16 protein-coding genes are annotated in these 15,468 nt (G+C 30.9%); all 16 read left to right on the top strand.

What is annotated here, in order from left to right; genetic code table 11:
* The first annotated feature begins 104 nt into the window (after positions 1 to 104).
* The 16 genes from CLCHR_RS05920 to fliY all read left to right on the top strand — a co-directional run bounded on the left by CLCHR_RS05920 (position 105) and on the right by fliY (position 15,020).
* Positions 105 to 476 carry a DUF1292 domain-containing protein gene (locus CLCHR_RS05920; protein ID WP_079438780.1) on the top strand — a complete coding sequence of 124 codons (372 nt, stop codon included), beginning with the start codon at positions 105 to 107 and terminating at the stop codon, positions 474 to 476.
* A 305-nt stretch (positions 477 to 781) separates the two neighbouring features.
* On the top strand, positions 782 to 1,975 hold the full coding sequence (locus tag CLCHR_RS05915; RefSeq protein WP_079438779.1) for a pyridoxal phosphate-dependent aminotransferase: 1,194 nt from the start codon (positions 782 to 784) through the stop codon (positions 1,973 to 1,975).
* Positions 1,976 to 2,126: 151 nt separating this feature from the next.
* Positions 2,127 to 2,273 (top strand): hypothetical protein, encoded by a 147-nt coding sequence (locus tag CLCHR_RS24710; protein ID WP_169896766.1) that lies wholly within the window; start codon positions 2,127 to 2,129, stop codon positions 2,271 to 2,273.
* A 447-nt stretch (positions 2,274 to 2,720) separates the two neighbouring features.
* Entirely contained in the window at positions 2,721 to 3,359 is a 639-nt protein-coding gene (locus CLCHR_RS05910; RefSeq protein ID WP_079438778.1) for an HAD-IB family hydrolase, read from the top strand.
* Between the two features lie 84 nt (positions 3,360 to 3,443).
* The gene (locus tag CLCHR_RS05905) at positions 3,444 to 4,184 is read left to right on the top strand and encodes an aminotransferase class IV (protein WP_079438777.1); all 741 of its coding nucleotides are present in this window, start codon (positions 3,444 to 3,446) and stop codon (positions 4,182 to 4,184) included.
* Between the two features lie 113 nt (positions 4,185 to 4,297).
* Positions 4,298 to 6,253: a flagellar assembly protein A gene (locus CLCHR_RS05900; RefSeq protein WP_079438776.1), complete on the top strand. Its 1,956-nt coding sequence runs from the start codon at positions 4,298 to 4,300 to the stop codon at positions 6,251 to 6,253.
* A 16-nt stretch (positions 6,254 to 6,269) separates the two neighbouring features.
* Positions 6,270 to 6,719: a chemotaxis protein CheW gene (locus CLCHR_RS05895; protein WP_079438775.1), complete on the top strand. Its 450-nt coding sequence runs from the start codon at positions 6,270 to 6,272 to the stop codon at positions 6,717 to 6,719.
* Between the two features lie 9 nt (positions 6,720 to 6,728).
* On the top strand, positions 6,729 to 7,217 hold the full coding sequence (locus tag CLCHR_RS05890; RefSeq protein WP_079438774.1) for a chemotaxis protein CheD: 489 nt from the start codon (positions 6,729 to 6,731) through the stop codon (positions 7,215 to 7,217).
* 32 nt (positions 7,218 to 7,249) lie between these two features.
* Positions 7,250 to 8,341 carry a protein-glutamate methylesterase/protein-glutamine glutaminase gene (locus CLCHR_RS05885; RefSeq protein ID WP_079438773.1) on the top strand — a complete coding sequence of 364 codons (1,092 nt, stop codon included), beginning with the start codon at positions 7,250 to 7,252 and terminating at the stop codon, positions 8,339 to 8,341.
* Between the two features lie 8 nt (positions 8,342 to 8,349).
* Complete coding sequence (locus CLCHR_RS05880; protein ID WP_079438772.1) at positions 8,350 to 9,117, top strand: CheR family methyltransferase; 768 nt, start codon at positions 8,350 to 8,352, stop codon at positions 9,115 to 9,117.
* A gap of 13 nt (positions 9,118 to 9,130) precedes the next feature.
* Positions 9,131 to 11,209: a chemotaxis protein CheA gene (locus tag CLCHR_RS05875; RefSeq protein ID WP_079438771.1), complete on the top strand. Its 2,079-nt coding sequence runs from the start codon at positions 9,131 to 9,133 to the stop codon at positions 11,207 to 11,209.
* Positions 11,210 to 11,396: 187 nt separating this feature from the next.
* Positions 11,397 to 11,999 (top strand): chemotaxis protein CheC, encoded by a 603-nt coding sequence (locus CLCHR_RS05870; protein WP_079438770.1) that lies wholly within the window; start codon positions 11,397 to 11,399, stop codon positions 11,997 to 11,999.
* A 20-nt stretch (positions 12,000 to 12,019) separates the two neighbouring features.
* Positions 12,020 to 12,379 (top strand): response regulator, encoded by a 360-nt coding sequence (locus tag CLCHR_RS05865; RefSeq protein ID WP_079438769.1) that lies wholly within the window; start codon positions 12,020 to 12,022, stop codon positions 12,377 to 12,379.
* Between the two features lie 19 nt (positions 12,380 to 12,398).
* Entirely contained in the window at positions 12,399 to 12,800 is a 402-nt protein-coding gene (locus CLCHR_RS05860) for a chemotaxis protein CheW (RefSeq protein ID WP_079438768.1), read from the top strand.
* A gap of 38 nt (positions 12,801 to 12,838) precedes the next feature.
* Positions 12,839 to 13,837 (top strand): flagellar motor switch protein FliM, encoded by a 999-nt coding sequence (gene fliM, locus CLCHR_RS05855; RefSeq protein ID WP_079438767.1) that lies wholly within the window; start codon positions 12,839 to 12,841, stop codon positions 13,835 to 13,837.
* The gene (gene fliY / locus CLCHR_RS05850) at positions 13,821 to 15,020 is read left to right on the top strand and encodes a flagellar motor switch phosphatase FliY (protein ID WP_207652305.1); all 1,200 of its coding nucleotides are present in this window, start codon (positions 13,821 to 13,823) and stop codon (positions 15,018 to 15,020) included. Before fliM ends, fliY begins: the two co-directional genes overlap by 17 nt.
* The last annotated feature ends 448 nt before the right edge of the window (positions 15,021 to 15,468 follow it).

The following is a 15,468-nucleotide window of genomic DNA, read 5'->3' as shown; positions in this document are numbered from 1 at the left end:
TTAATCATTCTTTATTCATCATTAATCATTCATTCAATAAAATTACATTGTAATTTTATTATTTTAAGGTTAAAATTAATTATGAACCAAAAGGAGGTTGAAAAATGGAAAAAGATTTAGACAAATGTGGATGTAATAGTGAAGAAGAAAGCTGCGGATGTGGTGGACATAATCATGGTGAAGGTCATGAATGTGGCTGCGGACATGATCATGATGGTGATCATGAATGTGGATGTGGATGCAATGAAGAGGAAAACTTCGTTATAGATTTAGAAGATGAAAATGGAAATGTAGTTACATGTCCAATAATTGATGAGTTTGAATATGAAGAAAAAGTATATTATTTAGCTCAAAATCCAGCAGAGGATTCAGTTTATCTTTTTAGATTAGATGATGAAGAACTTGTAGTTCCAGATGAAGAGGAATTTGATAGAGTATCAGCTTACTATCAAGATGAATTAGTAGGTGAAGAATAAAAATGAAAGACTTTAGTAATTAATTACTAAAGTCTTTTTTTCGCATGTCTTATGTATTCGCGTTGTTTACAATTCAATATATTAATGATATATTTTTATTATGTGACAAGAATATACAATTGTATCAAAGCATCTTAGAAATAACAATAATAATATGGTATTTATTTTTTAGGCATACTATGTTGATAAGTGAATTAATTCTGATATTGTTAGAACTAAACATTGTCTCCTTGGATGAATAAAAGGTATTGTACAATCTTTTAATAAGTTATTTTGAAGATGTCTAAACTGGAGGGAATAAAGCAATGAAGTTATCTAAAAAAGCGGGGAATATCAGTCCATCAATCACTTTGGCAATTACAGCTAAAGCAAATGAGTTGAAGAGTCAAGGTGTTGATGTAGTAAGTTTTGGCGCGGGGGAGCCAGATTTTAATACACCAGAAAATATAATTCAAGCAGCTATAAAAGCAATGCATGATGGAAAAACTAAGTATACTCCAGCAGGAGGATTGTTAGAGTTAAAGCAAACTATATGTAAGAAATTTGAGGCAGATAATGGGTTAGAATATAAACCAAGCCAAATAACAGTTTCAACAGGTGCTAAGCAAAGTTTAGCAAATGTTTTTATGGCCACTTTAAATCCGGGTGATGAAGTATTAGTTCCAGTACCATATTGGGTTAGTTACCCAGAGTTAGTAAAGCTAGCAGATGGAGTTCCGGTATTTGTAGAAACATCAAAAGAAAACAGTTATAAATATACTATATCAGATTTGGAAAAAGCTTTAACTAGCAATACAAAAGCACTATTATTAAATAGTCCTAATAATCCAACAGGAACAATTTATCACGAAGAAGAATTATTGGAAATAGCTAATTTTGCTAAGAAACATGATCTTTTAATTGTATCAGATGAAATTTATGAAAAATTAATATATGATGGAGAAAATCATATAAGCATAGCAGCTTTAAATGAAGATGCTTATAACAGAACAATAGTAATAAATGGTGTATCTAAAACATATGCCATGACAGGTTGGAGATTAGGATATGCTGCAGCGAGTGAGGAGATAACAAAACTAATGACTAGCATTCAAAGTCATATGACATCGAATGTGAATACTATAGCACAATATGCAACAATAGAAGCATTAAATGGTCCAGTGGAAGAATTAAATAATATGATTAAGGAATTCGAAAATAGAAGAAACTTCATGATATATAAATTGGAAAAATTAAATGAAGTATCAATTATAAGACCAAGCGGTGCATTCTATGTTATGGTTAATATATCAGCATATTTAAATACAACATTTAAAGATCAAGATATTAACAATTCAGTAGATTTTGCAAGAGTATTATTAGAGGAAGAGAAAGTTGCAGTGATACCTGGAGCAGGTTTTGGTTTAGATGATTATATAAGATTATCATATGCAACATCAATGGATATAATAGAAAATGGAATAGATAGAATCTCAACATTCTTAAGTAAAATTAAGTAATTAATGAATAGATACCCAAGATGGAAACTACGTTTATGTGTATAAATAACCGAAAACAACTGTACTCTGTTGTTTCGGTTACTAGAGAATATAGCTGTGGATTTCTATCAGTAGAAGTTGTACCCACTGCTGCATGTTCCTGAGCGAGCTCATGACAAGCAACAATGGAACAACTTCTACTGAAGAAATACCTACAGCTATATTCTCAGATGTAACACTGCACAAAAGAGTACAGTCGTTTTCTGGTATAGGTTGTATTGTATGGCATAAACTTAGTAAAGAACTTGGGTATCTATGATTTTATTTTAATGATTAGAGTTACTGAACGAAAATTGTACATCGAAATATATATTAATAATATTTATCTCTAAGCACTTAATAATTTAAAAGAAATGGCAAATAATATAGTTAAAGATATGAAGTTTATGCAGTTGACTTATTAGATAAATATATTTACAAATTTGCTAGAACTTTAAGATGGTATCTTCACTAGAAATTATAAATATTTTTGTGATGAAAACATTTGAAAATGAGCTGTTAAAGGTTCTTAGTTGTAGGTTGTTCCACTTTAGCTTGTCAAACTGAAAGTTGGAGCATGCTAAAGTGGATGCAACCTGCAACTTAGAACCTTCAGCGATATTTTCATAGTTTTCCGGAACAAAAATATTTATAATTTCGGTAAGTCACCACATAAATCTAAGTAATAAGTGTTAAGAATTAAATATTAAAAGGTAGGTATTGCGTTTTGAAGAAACTTGCTATATTTGATATAGATTATACTATCACAAAAAAAGAGACATTAATGGAACTATTTAAATATGTAATAAAGAATGATAAGAGGAATGTTAGATTTTTACCAAGAGCAGTATTCTCTGGACTTATGTATAGTATAAAAATATATGATGAGAAAAAGGTAAAAGAGACATTTTTGAAGTTTATAGATAAAATTCATGAGAAAGACTTGGCGGAACTTGTTAAAAAGTTTTATGATGAAAAGTTGCAGACAATATTATACGAAGATGCATTAACAATGATGAAAAAACTAAAGAGTGAGGGGTATGATATTTATTTAATATCAGCATCTCCTGAATTTTATATTAATGAATTTTATAAGATAAAAGAAGTAGATAAAATAATAGGTACTAAGTTTACTTTTAAAGAAGGTATTTTTACGAGGAAAATGGAAGGGGAAAATTGTAAAGGGCAAGAAAAGGTAAGGAGGCTGATGGAAGTTATTAAAAATGAAAAAATAGAAGTGGATTTTAAAGAATCGTATATGTTTTCAGATTCCTTATCAGATAAGCCTTTATTAGACCTGGTAGGAAAGCCGTATTTAATAAATTATAAAAAAAATCATCAGATTGAGATATTAAAGTGGAAATAACATATCAAAATTAACAAGATAAATTTATTGAAAAGTGAGCTAGTAATAATTTTATTTAAAGGTTAAAAAGGTGGCGAGGTTCATATGGAGGACAAAATAATTTATGAGGTATTGAGAGTTATAAATGGTATACCTATATTTCTAGAAGCTCATTTACAAAGAATGAAAAATTCTTTCAAATTAATTAATGAAGAGTTTCCGTTAAGTTATGAAGAAATTAGTACTAAAATACAAAATGTTATAAAAGATGAGAATAAATATAATGGCAATATTAAAATAACCTATGGAATTAATGAAAAAAAACTAAAGGTATTTTTTATAGAACATTTTTATCCTACAGATGAAATGTACAAAAATGGAGTGGATACGATACTATACTTTGGAGAAAGAGAAAATCCCAATGCAAAAATAGTTAATGATAGTTTTAGGGAAAAAGTGAATAAAGAAATAAAAGATAATAATGCTTATGAAGCTATATTGATTGATAATAATGGGAACGTAACAGAAGGTAGTAAATCTAATATATTTATGATAAAGAATAATATACTTATGACATCACCTACCAAGGCAGTTTTGCCAGGAGTTACTAGAGGAGAAATTATAGAATTAGCCCAAAGGCTTGGAATTCAAGTTCAAGAAGTAGAGTATAAGTATACAGATATTGATAAGTTGGATGGAATGTTTATTTCAGGTACATCTCCAAAGGTATTGCCTATAAAAACGGTAAATAGTATAAAATTAGATCCGGCTAATAAAATTATTAGATGCTTAATGGAGGAATATGACAGAGAAATTATGAATTATATAGAGGAAAGTAAAAAATAAAGAAAATTGTATTTTCATGTAAAAGTATATATATTTATATAAATAATTCATATAAAATTAAACCGTGCTGTGGTATACTTAAAGGTAAGAAGTATCGGTTAGGGGGAGTATTTATGAGTTTGAAATTTTCTGCAACTTCTGTAGATGAATGCCTTGAAAAAGCATCTCTTGAATTGAACATTCCTAAAGAAGATCTAAAATATAAAGTGACAAAGGAAGAAAAAAGGTTTTTTAAAAGGAAAATTGAAATAGAAGTTTTGGAAAGTAATGAGAATAAAATAGAACCTAATGAAAAAGAAGTGGTCAATAACCTAAAAGATTCAGAAGTGGAAAAGGAAGTATTTGGTGCAAAAGTAGAGAATGGAAAGATAATAGTAACGGAACCTAAAAATAAGGATGATATTATCACAATAAAAACAAGTCCTGGAATAATTTTATTAATTAATGGTCAGAAGTGCGATCAAATAACTCCAGTAACAGTAGAAGATAAGATAGAATATAAGTTTGAAGAAATAGAACCTGTTAGAAGTGTGGATATATCGATTACAAATGACAGAATGGAAGCATATATTAACATAAAAACTACCCCTAAACATATATACGAGTTGGCAGATCAGGAGTATCACAAGAATTTAATTCTTGTAAAGAGAAAAATTGAAGATAAATATCCGCCTCAATATACTCCAAAAGAGTTAAAAGAATTGTTGAAAAGTAAGGGTGTTGTATATGGAATAATTGAAGAGGAAATCGAAGTGATTTGTGGTCAACATAATGCTGAAAATGTACTAATAGCGAAAGGGTTATCAGTTCAAAACGATATACCGGATGAAATTGAATTATTATTTAAGGAATCACACAAATTAAATTATGATGAGTCCGTTGGAAAAGTTGATTATAGGAATACATTTTTAATTGCCAATGTCAAGAGCGGTGATATAATTGCTCAAATAGTCCCAGGTAAATCAGGTAATGATGGAAAAGATATACTTGGGATGGTTATAGCCAAAAAAACCGCAAAAAAGCTGACGTTGAAAATTGGAGAGGGATGTAAACTTGAGAATGATAAGGTTATAGCCACTTCTGAAGGTAAACCGGATTTTAAAGGTAATACATTTACTGTGAACAAGCTATATAAGGTTGATCAAGTTGACTTGAAAAGTGGGAATATAGATTTTGTAGGAAATGTTGAAATTGTAGGTGTAGTTTCAGAAGCGATGGAAGTTAGAGCGGGAAATGAATTGTATGTTGGCAAAAATGTAGAATCCGCTATACTAAGAGCTTCGGGTCAAATAACTATTCTCGGAAATGTATTAAATTCAACTGTGACTGCCGGAAGTGAAAATGTTGAAAGAAGGCTGTACTTAAATTATTTACAGAATGTTAAAAGTATTATTAATGATTTAACCTCTTCGACTGAACAAGTTAAAGATAATAATTTATTAGGTCAAAGACATGATGGAGAAATAATTAAAATATTAATAGAAAATAAATTTAAATCACTTCCTGATATTGCAAGACATATTTTAAGTTATAATATGTCTCGGGGAATTCAACACAGTGAAGTAACAACATTTATAATAAATAAGTTATTGGGACTTGGACCTTTGAAAATTAAAGATTATAAAGAACTAGTAGAATTTGACGAAATTTTGAAAGAGGAAATAGATGAAATTGAAACACTGATAGTAATTCCAACTGATGTTTATGTAGGATATACACAAGGTTCAACTATCGAAGCATCAGGAAGTGTTTTTATAACAGGAAAAGGTCAATATACATCTGAAATAACTGCATTGAATAATATAGAATTTTTAAGTGATAATGCAGTGTGTAGAGGCGGGGTATTAGCTGCAGGCTCTGAGATAAAGTTAAAAACTGTGGGAAGTACTGCAGGAGTTAATACTATGTTAAAAGTATCTAAAAAAGGTCGTATTAAAGCTGATATAGCTTATAATAATACAATTTTTTGCTTTGGTGAAAAGCAGGTTATGTTGGAAGTTTCATCAAAGAATGTAGAAGCATATGTAGATAAAACTGGGGAAATAGTAATAGACAAGTTTATTTTATAGGAGGTTTAAAAAGGTAATGGCTAGCAATGAAATTAAAATGTTAATATTCGGATTGAATGGAGAGCATTATGCTACAGATATAAAAGAAGTGGAAAGAATTTTAGGTTATCAAGAACCAACGGTTCTTCCTGATGTTCCAGCTTTTGTAAAGGGAGTAATAAACTATGAGCAAAGTATACTTCCAATAATAAGTTTATCAAAAAAATTCAACTTTGGAGAAGATAAGCAAAGTGAAAATAGAAAAATAATAGTTGTAAAAAGAGATGAGAATAAATTCGGGATTATAGTTGAAAATGTTTATGAAGTAAGAGATGTTAATAGTGAGTTAATGGAATCAGCACCTCCAATAACATCAACAATAGATAAAAGATATATAGCAGGATTGATTAAATTAGAAGATAATATTGTTATTTTATTAGATTTAGTAAAGATATTATCATCAGAGGATGAAAAGAATATCTTTTAGGGGGTAAAAATGGTAAGCACAGAAATAAAAGTTGGAATAGCTGATCTGAACTTGGTACTAGATCCAGGATCAATAATGACAATAGGATTAGGATCGTGTGTTGGAATTGCTTTATATGACAGGACGGTTAAGGTCGCAGGATTAGCCCATATAATGCTTCCTGATAGTACTCAATTTAAAAGTAATTCAAACCCCATGAAATTTGCAGATTTAGCTATTCCGATGTTAATCGAAAAAATGGAGCAGCAAGGATGTAAAAAGAGAAACCTCATAGCAAAAATTGCAGGAGGAGCTTCTATGTTCAACTTTTCTGACAAAAGCATAATAAGTGATATAGGTAAGAGAAACAGTGAGGCGGTTAAAAAAGCGTTGAAAGAACAATCTATCCCAATAGTTGCTGAAGAAATAGGCGGAAATAAGGGAAGAACGATGATTGGCTATGCAAGTGATGGTAAAGTAGTACTTAAGGTTGTGGGTTGTGGTATCATAGAATTATAATATTATAGAAGTATAAAGAGAGGTGTGATTAGGTGGAAAAAATAAAAATTATAGTTGTTGATGACTCTGCATTTATGAGAAAAGCAATTTCAGACATGATTGAGTCAGAAAGCAATTTTGAAGTTGTAGCTAAATTTAGAGATGGAAGAGAGTTAATTGAAAAGGTAGATAAATACGCTCCAGACCTTATCACATTGGATGTACATATGAGGGACTTAGATGGGCTCGCAACGCTGAAAGAATTAAAGAAGCTTGGAAAAAGTTATCCGATAATAATGCTTAGCAGTGCAACGACAGAAGGATCGGAAGTGACTTTAGAATGTCTTGATAACGGAGCAATCAGTTTTATAACTAAGCCTTCAGGCGCTATATCATTAGATATAGCGAAAGTTCAGTATAATTTAATAGAACAGATAAAAAGTATAACTAGTAATGTGCGTTCGAGAAAAAGAAGCATTAGTATAGATAGCCCTAAAGCCTATACAACAAATAATTTAAGTCCAGAAAGAAATACAAAGGTAATTTTGAATAGTCCAGTGTCTGTGCCGAAAAATAAAAAAATAGATGCTGTTGTTATTGGTGCATCTACTGGAGGGCCTAAGGCATTACAGGAAGTGTTAACTAAATTACCCGCTAATTTAGGAGTACCGGTGTTTGTGGTTCAACACATGCCGGAAGGATTTACAAAAGTTTTTTCTGAGAGATTAGACAAAATCTGTAATATGAAGGTAATTGAAGCAGCGGAAGGTATGAAAATAAGCAATGATACAATATACATTGCAAAGGGTGGTCAGCATATGACTGTTGGTTCAAATAATACAATACATCTAAATGAAGAGCCACCTATTTGGGGGGTAAGGCCAGCTGTAGATAAGTTATTCAATTCTGCAATAAAAGTATATAGAGGTAATTTGGTTTCGGCAATCTTAACTGGAATGGGAAGAGATGGAGCTGATGGAACTGCCAATATAAAAGATTATGGCGGTATAACAATATCTGAAGATAAATCGACTTGCACAATTTATGGTATGCCAAAGGCTGCATTTGAAACTGGAAAAGTAGATTTGGTAGTTCCGTTAAACGAAATTGCTCATAATATAATACGAATAGTAAAAGGGGTATAGGAGGAAACATGGATTTTAATGAATTTCATAGATGGGTTCATAAGGAACTAGGGATAAATTTATCAGCGTATAAACCAGAGCAGCTTAATAGAAGAATTAATAGTTTAATGACAAGAGTTGGAATAAAATCATTAGAGGAATATACGAAAGTAATAAAAACTAACCCTGAACAAAAACAAAAGTTTTTGGATTTTATTACAATAAATGTAACGGAATTTTTTAGAAACCCTGAGTTATTTGCTGATCTAGAAAAACAAATAGTAAAGGAATTATTACCAAATAATAATAGCGTAAAAGTATGGAGTGCCGCATGTTCAATAGGGTGTGAGCCATATACACTGGGAATAATACTTGATAAAATATCGCCTAATGGAAGACATAATATAGTAGCAACTGACATAGATGATACTATACTTTCAAGAGCAAAACTTGGTGAATATTCGCAAAATGAAATGAAAGGCGTAAATAATTCAGATTTGAGTAAATATTTTAAAATAAAGGACGATAAATATTATATCGAATCTAAAGTCAAGAATATGGTAACATTTAAGAAACATGATTTAATTTTAGATAGATACGAAAATAACTTTGATTTAATTGTGTGTAGAAATGTTGTTATTTATTTTAACAATGATGTAAAGCAAGATATTTACAAAAGATTTAGCGATTCATTAAAAAAAGGTGGACTTTTATTTGTAGGAGCTACAGAAAGCATTTATAATTATAGAGATTATGGCTTTGAAAAAGCATCGACCTTTATTTATAAAAAAGTATAAAGGAGGAACAAAGATGGATACATCTCAATATATGTCAATGTTTTTAGAGGAATCATTAGAAAATCTACAAACGTTGAATGCATCACTATTAGATTTAGAACAAAATCCAGATGATACAGATAAGGTAAATGAAATATTTAGAGTTGCCCATACAATTAAGGGGATGGCAGCAACAATGGGATTTACAGACCTTGCTGAACTTACACATAAAATGGAGGATGTACTAGCTGAATTTAGAGAAGGAAAACTAAAAGTAACTCAAGGGGTAGTAACAGTATTATTTGATTGTCTTGATACCTTAGAGAAGATGGTAGATAACGTTCAAGAAGGATCAGAAGAAAAAGTCGAAATAGATAATATTATTAGAGCATTGGCGGATATAAAAAACAATGGTAATCAAAATGATGTACAAGAAGAAACTCAAGTTAAATTAAAAGATAGTAGTAATTTAATCGCTAAGGATGATTTTGATTTAGATTTAAATCAATATGATGCGTCTGTAATTAAACAAGCAAAAGAAAAAGGATTTAACTCTATTGAAATTAAAGTGACACTAAGTGAAAATACTCTATTAAAATCAGCAAGAGCATTCTTGATTGTTAAGGATCTTGAAGATCATGGAGAAATATTAAAATCAGAACCATCAACTCAGGAAATTGAGAATGAAGAATTCGATTTTGAGTTGAAATTTGTATTAGTAACTAAAAATACTGTAGATGAAATATTATCTGTTGTAAATGGTATTTCTGAAGTATCAAAAGTTGAAGCTGCATTGATTGAATTTGAAAATGTCGATTTGGCACCAAAGGAAGTAGAACAAAATCCAGTGGTAATTAAACAAGCAGAACTTAAGATAGAAGAAAAAATTGAGCCTAAAGTTTCAGTAGAAGCTCCAGTGGTTCCAAAAGTTGAACCTAAACAAGAACAAGCTAAGAAAACAACTCAAAAGAAAGAAGTTAAAAAAGCACATCAATCTGTAAGGGTTGATTTGGAAAGAATAGATAATTTAATGAACATGGTTTCTGAGCTTGTAATATATAGGACAAGACTAGAACAAATTGTAAATGTTCAAAAATCGCAAGAATTAAATGAAACATTAGAACAAGTTGGAAGAACAACATCAGATCTTCAAGATTTAGTTATGAAGATTAGAATGTTACCATTAGATACTGTATTTAACAGATTCCCAAGAATGATAAGAGATATATCGGTAGAATTAAATAAAGAAATCAACTTTGTCATTGAGGGTGCTGATACAGAATTAGATAGAACAGTTATTGATGAAATTGGAGAACCATTAATACACTTACTTAGAAATGCAGCAGACCATGGTATAGAATCTGTTGAAAAGAGAGTTTCTCAAGGTAAGCCTCCAGTTGGAACAATTAGATTAGTTGCATATCAAGAAGGAACAAAAGCTTTAATAAAAGTAATAGATGATGGTGCAGGAATTAATGTAGAAAGAGTAAAGGCGAAAGCTGAACAAAAAGGAATTAATACAGATGGAATGTCAGAAAGTGACATTAAGAATTTAATTTTTGCCCAAGGCTTTAGCACAAACGAAGTAGTAACAGATATATCAGGTAGAGGAGTTGGAATGGATGTTGTTAAGACAAAAATTGCAGCACTTGGTGGTACTGTTGAGGTAATAAGTGAGGAAGGAAAAGGTTCATCATTTGTAATTAAGCTTCCACTTACACTACAAATAATACAAGCCTTACTTGTTAAAGTTGGAGAAGAAACACTTGCAATATCTTTAGGTTTTATTGATAGAGTTATAGATTATAGGGAAGAAAATATTAAGAAGAGTAATGGTAAAGAAGTCATAGTTTACCGAGAAAATGTAATTCCGCTAATAAGATTAAATGAATCTTTAGATATAGAGGCTAGCGAAACTGATAAGAAATTTGTTATAATAGTAAATGTAGGTGATAAAACTATAGGTTTATTAGTCGATTCATTACTAGGACAACAAGAAATCGTAATTAAGCCTCTTGGTAAAACGCTTAAGAATTTAGATCAATATATTGGTGCAACTATACTTGGAAATGGTTTAGTAACACTAATATTAGATATAGGAGCATTATTATAGCGTGAATTTTTTAGAACAAGGTGTTATAATTAGTTGAAATGAGTCGAAATTACCTTCTTAAGGGGAACTCGCACCAATGAGCTGAATATAGTCTAAAAAATGTCATATGTTTAAAATTGTAAAATAATAGAAAGTTGACATTATGTTAGGTACCCATTTGGGTATAAAATTTGAAGGAGGGTTATAAGTGGAGTATTCTAATTTAAGCGCTTTACAATTAGATGCACTTAAAGAAGTCTCTAACATAGGTGCAGGAAATGCAGCAACTGCTCTTTCCATGATGATAGGGAAAAAAGTGGACATGACAGTACCAGCGGTAAATGTCATAAAGTTAGAAGATATTGTTGAAGAAAATGGAGAAACTGAAGTTGCTGGTACAGTTGTACGAGTACTTGGAGATATCTCAGGAAATATTCTTCTTGTATTTGAAAAGCCCATAGCAGAAAATATGATAGAGAAATTGGTGGGAAGTAAACAATCGCCAGAAAGTGAAATGGGGAGTTCTGTATTATGCGAGGTAGCAAATATAATATCGGCATCTTATATGAATTCTATATCACAACTAACTAATCTCGCTATGGCACCATCAGTACCAGCTACTTCATATGATATGTTAGGCGCAATACTCACAACGACATTTATAGAATCTAATCAATATGATGAGTATATATTAGATATAGAAACTGTTTTTCTAGATGATGATACAGAAGAAAATATAGGGGGACATTTTTATTATATCCCTATGCCAGGATCATTAGAAAAAATATTGAAATCTATAGGAATAAATTAAATTTTGGAGGTAAACGAATAATGGCTAGAGTTTTAATTGTAGATGATGCAGCATTTATGAGAATGATGATAAAGGATATTTTAGAAAAGAATGACTTTGAAATAGTTGGAGAAGCAAATAATGGAATAGTAGCAGTAGACATGTATAAAAAAGAGAAACCAGATGTTGTTACAATGGATATAACAATGCCTGATATGGATGGTATTGAGGCTGTTAAGCAAATAAAGGCTTTCGATCCAGACGCTAAAGTGATTATGTGCTCAGCAATGGGGCAACAATCAATGGTTATGGATGCGATAAGAGCAGGAGCAAAAGATTTTATAGTAAAACCGTTCCAAGCAGATAGAGTTTTGGAAGCTATAAAGAAAGTTGTAGGTTAACCAGTAAGGAGGTTAAGAAATGCAAATAGTAGTATTCAAATTAGGGGAAGAACATTTTGCTGTAGAAACTGAGAAGGTTCAAAGCATCAATGATACCATGGGAATTACTAAAGTTCCAAAAGCTCCAAGTTATATTAAAGGATTAATAAATTTACGTGGAAGCATTAAGTCTCTTGTTGATATAAATCTGTTATTAGATGTAACTCCTGGTATGGAACAAAACAACATAATTATTTTGACAGTTGAGGATGAAGAAATAGGAATATCAGTAGATGAAGTGGAAGAAGTTTTAGATATTGACGAGAAGAATATTCAAAAAGTTGATAAAAATACTAATAAGGTGCAACCTTATATAAAAGGTATATTTAATTATGATGATAAACTTCTTACGATAATAGATATAGATAAATTATTGAATTAAATTATTGAATTAAATTATTGAAATGAGGGAGAGAATATATGGCAGATGTCTTATCGCAAAGTGAAATAGATGCCTTGTTATCCGCCCTATCTACAGGTGAATTAGAGTCAGATGAAGTTAATAAAGAGGAAGAAAAACATAAAATAAAACTTTATGATTTTAGAAGTCCTCAAAAATTCTCAAAAGAGCATATAAGAACTTTAGAATTGATTCATGATAATTATGCAAGAGTTATTTCTAATTACTTAACTGGTCAAACAAGACAAAATGTTAAGGTAAAAATAGAAACTGTAGAGCAGATAACTTATGAGGAATTCATTCATTCAGTACAAAATCCTACTATAATGACAATATTTAAAATGGCACCATTAGTAGGTACTATAATACTTGAAACTAATCCCCAATTTTCACTTCAAATAATTGATGTTTTACTTGGTGGAAAAGGTGATAGGAAAGTTTTAACGAAAGAATTCACCGATATAGATAAGAATATAATGCGTCAAATTACAACTGGAATGATAAATAACCTAAAGTTAGCTTGGGATTCTATTTTAGAGGTTGAGCCTGAAGTTGAGACCATAGAAACTAATCCGGCAATTAATCAGACATTAGCACCTAATGACCCTGTAGCTTTAATAACATTTTCAGTAGAAATGAATAAGCGTAGCACTTTTATTAATATGTGTATTCCATATTTAAGCATAGAAAAAATATTGGATAAATTAGTAGTGCAGTATGCCTTTAGAAATGATGATGAAGCTTTAATGGCTGAATCAAGAGAAAAAATAGAAAAAGGAATTACCAAAGTTGATGTTGAGGTTATAGCAGAGCTTGGAAATGCGAGTATAACTGTAGATGATTTCTTAAAATTAACAATAGGTGATGTAATAAAGCTTGATAATAAGAGTTCATCCCCAATAAAAGTGTATGTAGGTAATGAAGAATGTTACTATGCTAAACCAGGTGTAGTAGGAAAAAATATGGGCGTTATGATTTTAGATATAACAGATAAGGAAGTGAATGGGTATGAGCAATAACTTTTTGTCACAGGAAGAAATAAACGCACTATTAGCTGGGGAGGATCTGGCTTCTGAGGAAAGTGGAAATACATTATCTGATGAAGTTAAATCAGCAGCGGAAAGTATAACTGAAATTGACAAGGACTTACTTGGAGAAATTGGAAATATATCAATGGGTTCAGCTTCGACTGCATTATATCAACTTATAAATCAACAAGTTAACATAACTACTCCAGTAGTAAGTGTTACAACGTTGAGGGAGATAAAAGAAGGGTTTGAAACTCCTAATATTGTTTTGGATATTGAATATATTGCTGGAATAATAGGAAGAAACATTTTAATTATAAAAATTATAGATGGGCTAGTAATTTCAAACCTTATGATGGGTGGAGATGGAAAAGTTACTGAAACTCACGACTTATCAGAGATAGAGATTAGTGCGGTGTCAGAAGCTATGAACCAGATGATAGGTTCAGCGGCTACTTCTATGGCTACAATGTTTGGAAGAAAAGTTGATATATCTCCACCAACATCAAAATTAGTTACGGATGCATCTATGCCGATTTCAGATTCTATACCAGAAGATCAACCAATAGTTAAAGTATCGTTTAGAATGACTATTGGAGATATCGTGGATAGTAATATAATGCAAATATTTCCAATAGAAACGGCTAAGAATATTGTTTCGATAATGACTGGGGAAGATAAAGTAGCAGAAGAGCCTAAGAAGGTAGATCCTCCTAAAGCGGCTGCGCCAAAAGAACAAATTATGAGCAAAGAAATTAGCTATGAGTCTGTTAATAATAACTTTAATCCTGAACCACAGTATAATTATCAACAGCAGCAGCAATATGAAGCACCACCACAAAGAATGCAACAGCCGGTAGAAGTTCATTCGGCTGCATTTGAACCGTTAGTGCCTCAAAATAGTGTTCCACCTATAAAGAATATAGATTTAATACTAGATGTTCCTCTAGATATATCTGTTGTTTTAGGTAGAACTAAAAAGAGCATACAGGATATCTTGAATTTAGGAACTGGTTCTTTAATAGAATTAGATAAGCTTGCAGAGGAACCTGTAGAAATACTAGTGAATGGAAAACAAATAGCACTTGGAGAAGTTGTTGTCGTAGATGAAAACTTTGGAATAAGAATTACTAATATAGTAAGCAGTGTTGAAAGAATAAAGAGACTGAAATAAGAACTCCCGAAAGGGAGTTTTTTTATGCAATAAAGGTATTGTTAAGAACTTAAAGTCAGGCAATGAACAACCGAAAGAGAATACATATATGTGGAGTCAGGTATTGAAAAATAAGCTGCTCTAAATATTTTTATGGAAAGTTGTTCCACTTTTGCTTGTCTGTACTCGTCACAGGAGCATGCAGAAGTGGTGCAACTTTTTATTTAGATGTTCTCAGCGAAATTTTTCACAGCTCTGCGGAACATATATGTATTCTATTTAGGTTATTTACCACATAACTTTAAGTTCTTCGTTTGGAATTGTATCATAAAAGTTAAAGTATGTCTTATTTTGTTGGAAAAAATTTTTCGTTAAAGTCTTTATAGATTTCTTTTTTTACATATATATTAAATAGAGGGATAAAAATTTAATATGCACCTTGAAAAAAAGCAGCTATGCTGCTATTAAC

Source organism: Clostridium chromiireducens, assembly GCF_002029255.1.
Taxonomy (GTDB): domain Bacteria; phylum Bacillota; class Clostridia; order Clostridiales; family Clostridiaceae; genus Clostridium; species Clostridium chromiireducens.
This window is presented reverse-complemented; position numbering and strand designations above follow the sequence as displayed.

What these genes read in the sequence shown, in the direction of transcription:
- CLCHR_RS05920 (WP_079438780.1), top strand. Translation starts at nt 105, where the DNA reads ATGGAAAAAGATTTAGACAAATGTGGATGTAATAGTGAAGAAGAAAGC.
- CLCHR_RS05915 (WP_079438779.1), top strand. Translation starts at nt 782, where the DNA reads ATGAAGTTATCTAAAAAAGCGGGGAATATCAGTCCATCAATCACTTTG.
- CLCHR_RS24710 (WP_169896766.1), top strand. Translation starts at nt 2,127, where the DNA reads ATGACAAGCAACAATGGAACAACTTCTACTGAAGAAATACCTACAGCT.
- CLCHR_RS05905 (WP_079438777.1), top strand. Translation starts at nt 3,444, where the DNA reads ATGGAGGACAAAATAATTTATGAGGTATTGAGAGTTATAAATGGTATA.
- CLCHR_RS05900 (WP_079438776.1), top strand. Translation starts at nt 4,298, where the DNA reads ATGAGTTTGAAATTTTCTGCAACTTCTGTAGATGAATGCCTTGAAAAA.
- CLCHR_RS05895 (WP_079438775.1), top strand. Translation starts at nt 6,270, where the DNA reads ATGGCTAGCAATGAAATTAAAATGTTAATATTCGGATTGAATGGAGAG.
- CLCHR_RS05890 (WP_079438774.1), top strand. Translation starts at nt 6,729, where the DNA reads ATGGTAAGCACAGAAATAAAAGTTGGAATAGCTGATCTGAACTTGGTA.
- CLCHR_RS05880 (WP_079438772.1), top strand. Translation starts at nt 8,350, where the DNA reads ATGGATTTTAATGAATTTCATAGATGGGTTCATAAGGAACTAGGGATA.
- CLCHR_RS05875 (WP_079438771.1), top strand. Translation starts at nt 9,131, where the DNA reads ATGGATACATCTCAATATATGTCAATGTTTTTAGAGGAATCATTAGAA.
- CLCHR_RS05865 (WP_079438769.1), top strand. Translation starts at nt 12,020, where the DNA reads ATGGCTAGAGTTTTAATTGTAGATGATGCAGCATTTATGAGAATGATG.
- CLCHR_RS05860 (WP_079438768.1), top strand. Translation starts at nt 12,399, where the DNA reads ATGCAAATAGTAGTATTCAAATTAGGGGAAGAACATTTTGCTGTAGAA.
- fliM (WP_079438767.1), top strand. Translation starts at nt 12,839, where the DNA reads ATGGCAGATGTCTTATCGCAAAGTGAAATAGATGCCTTGTTATCCGCC.
- fliY (WP_207652305.1), top strand. Translation starts at nt 13,821, where the DNA reads ATGGGTATGAGCAATAACTTTTTGTCACAGGAAGAAATAAACGCACTA.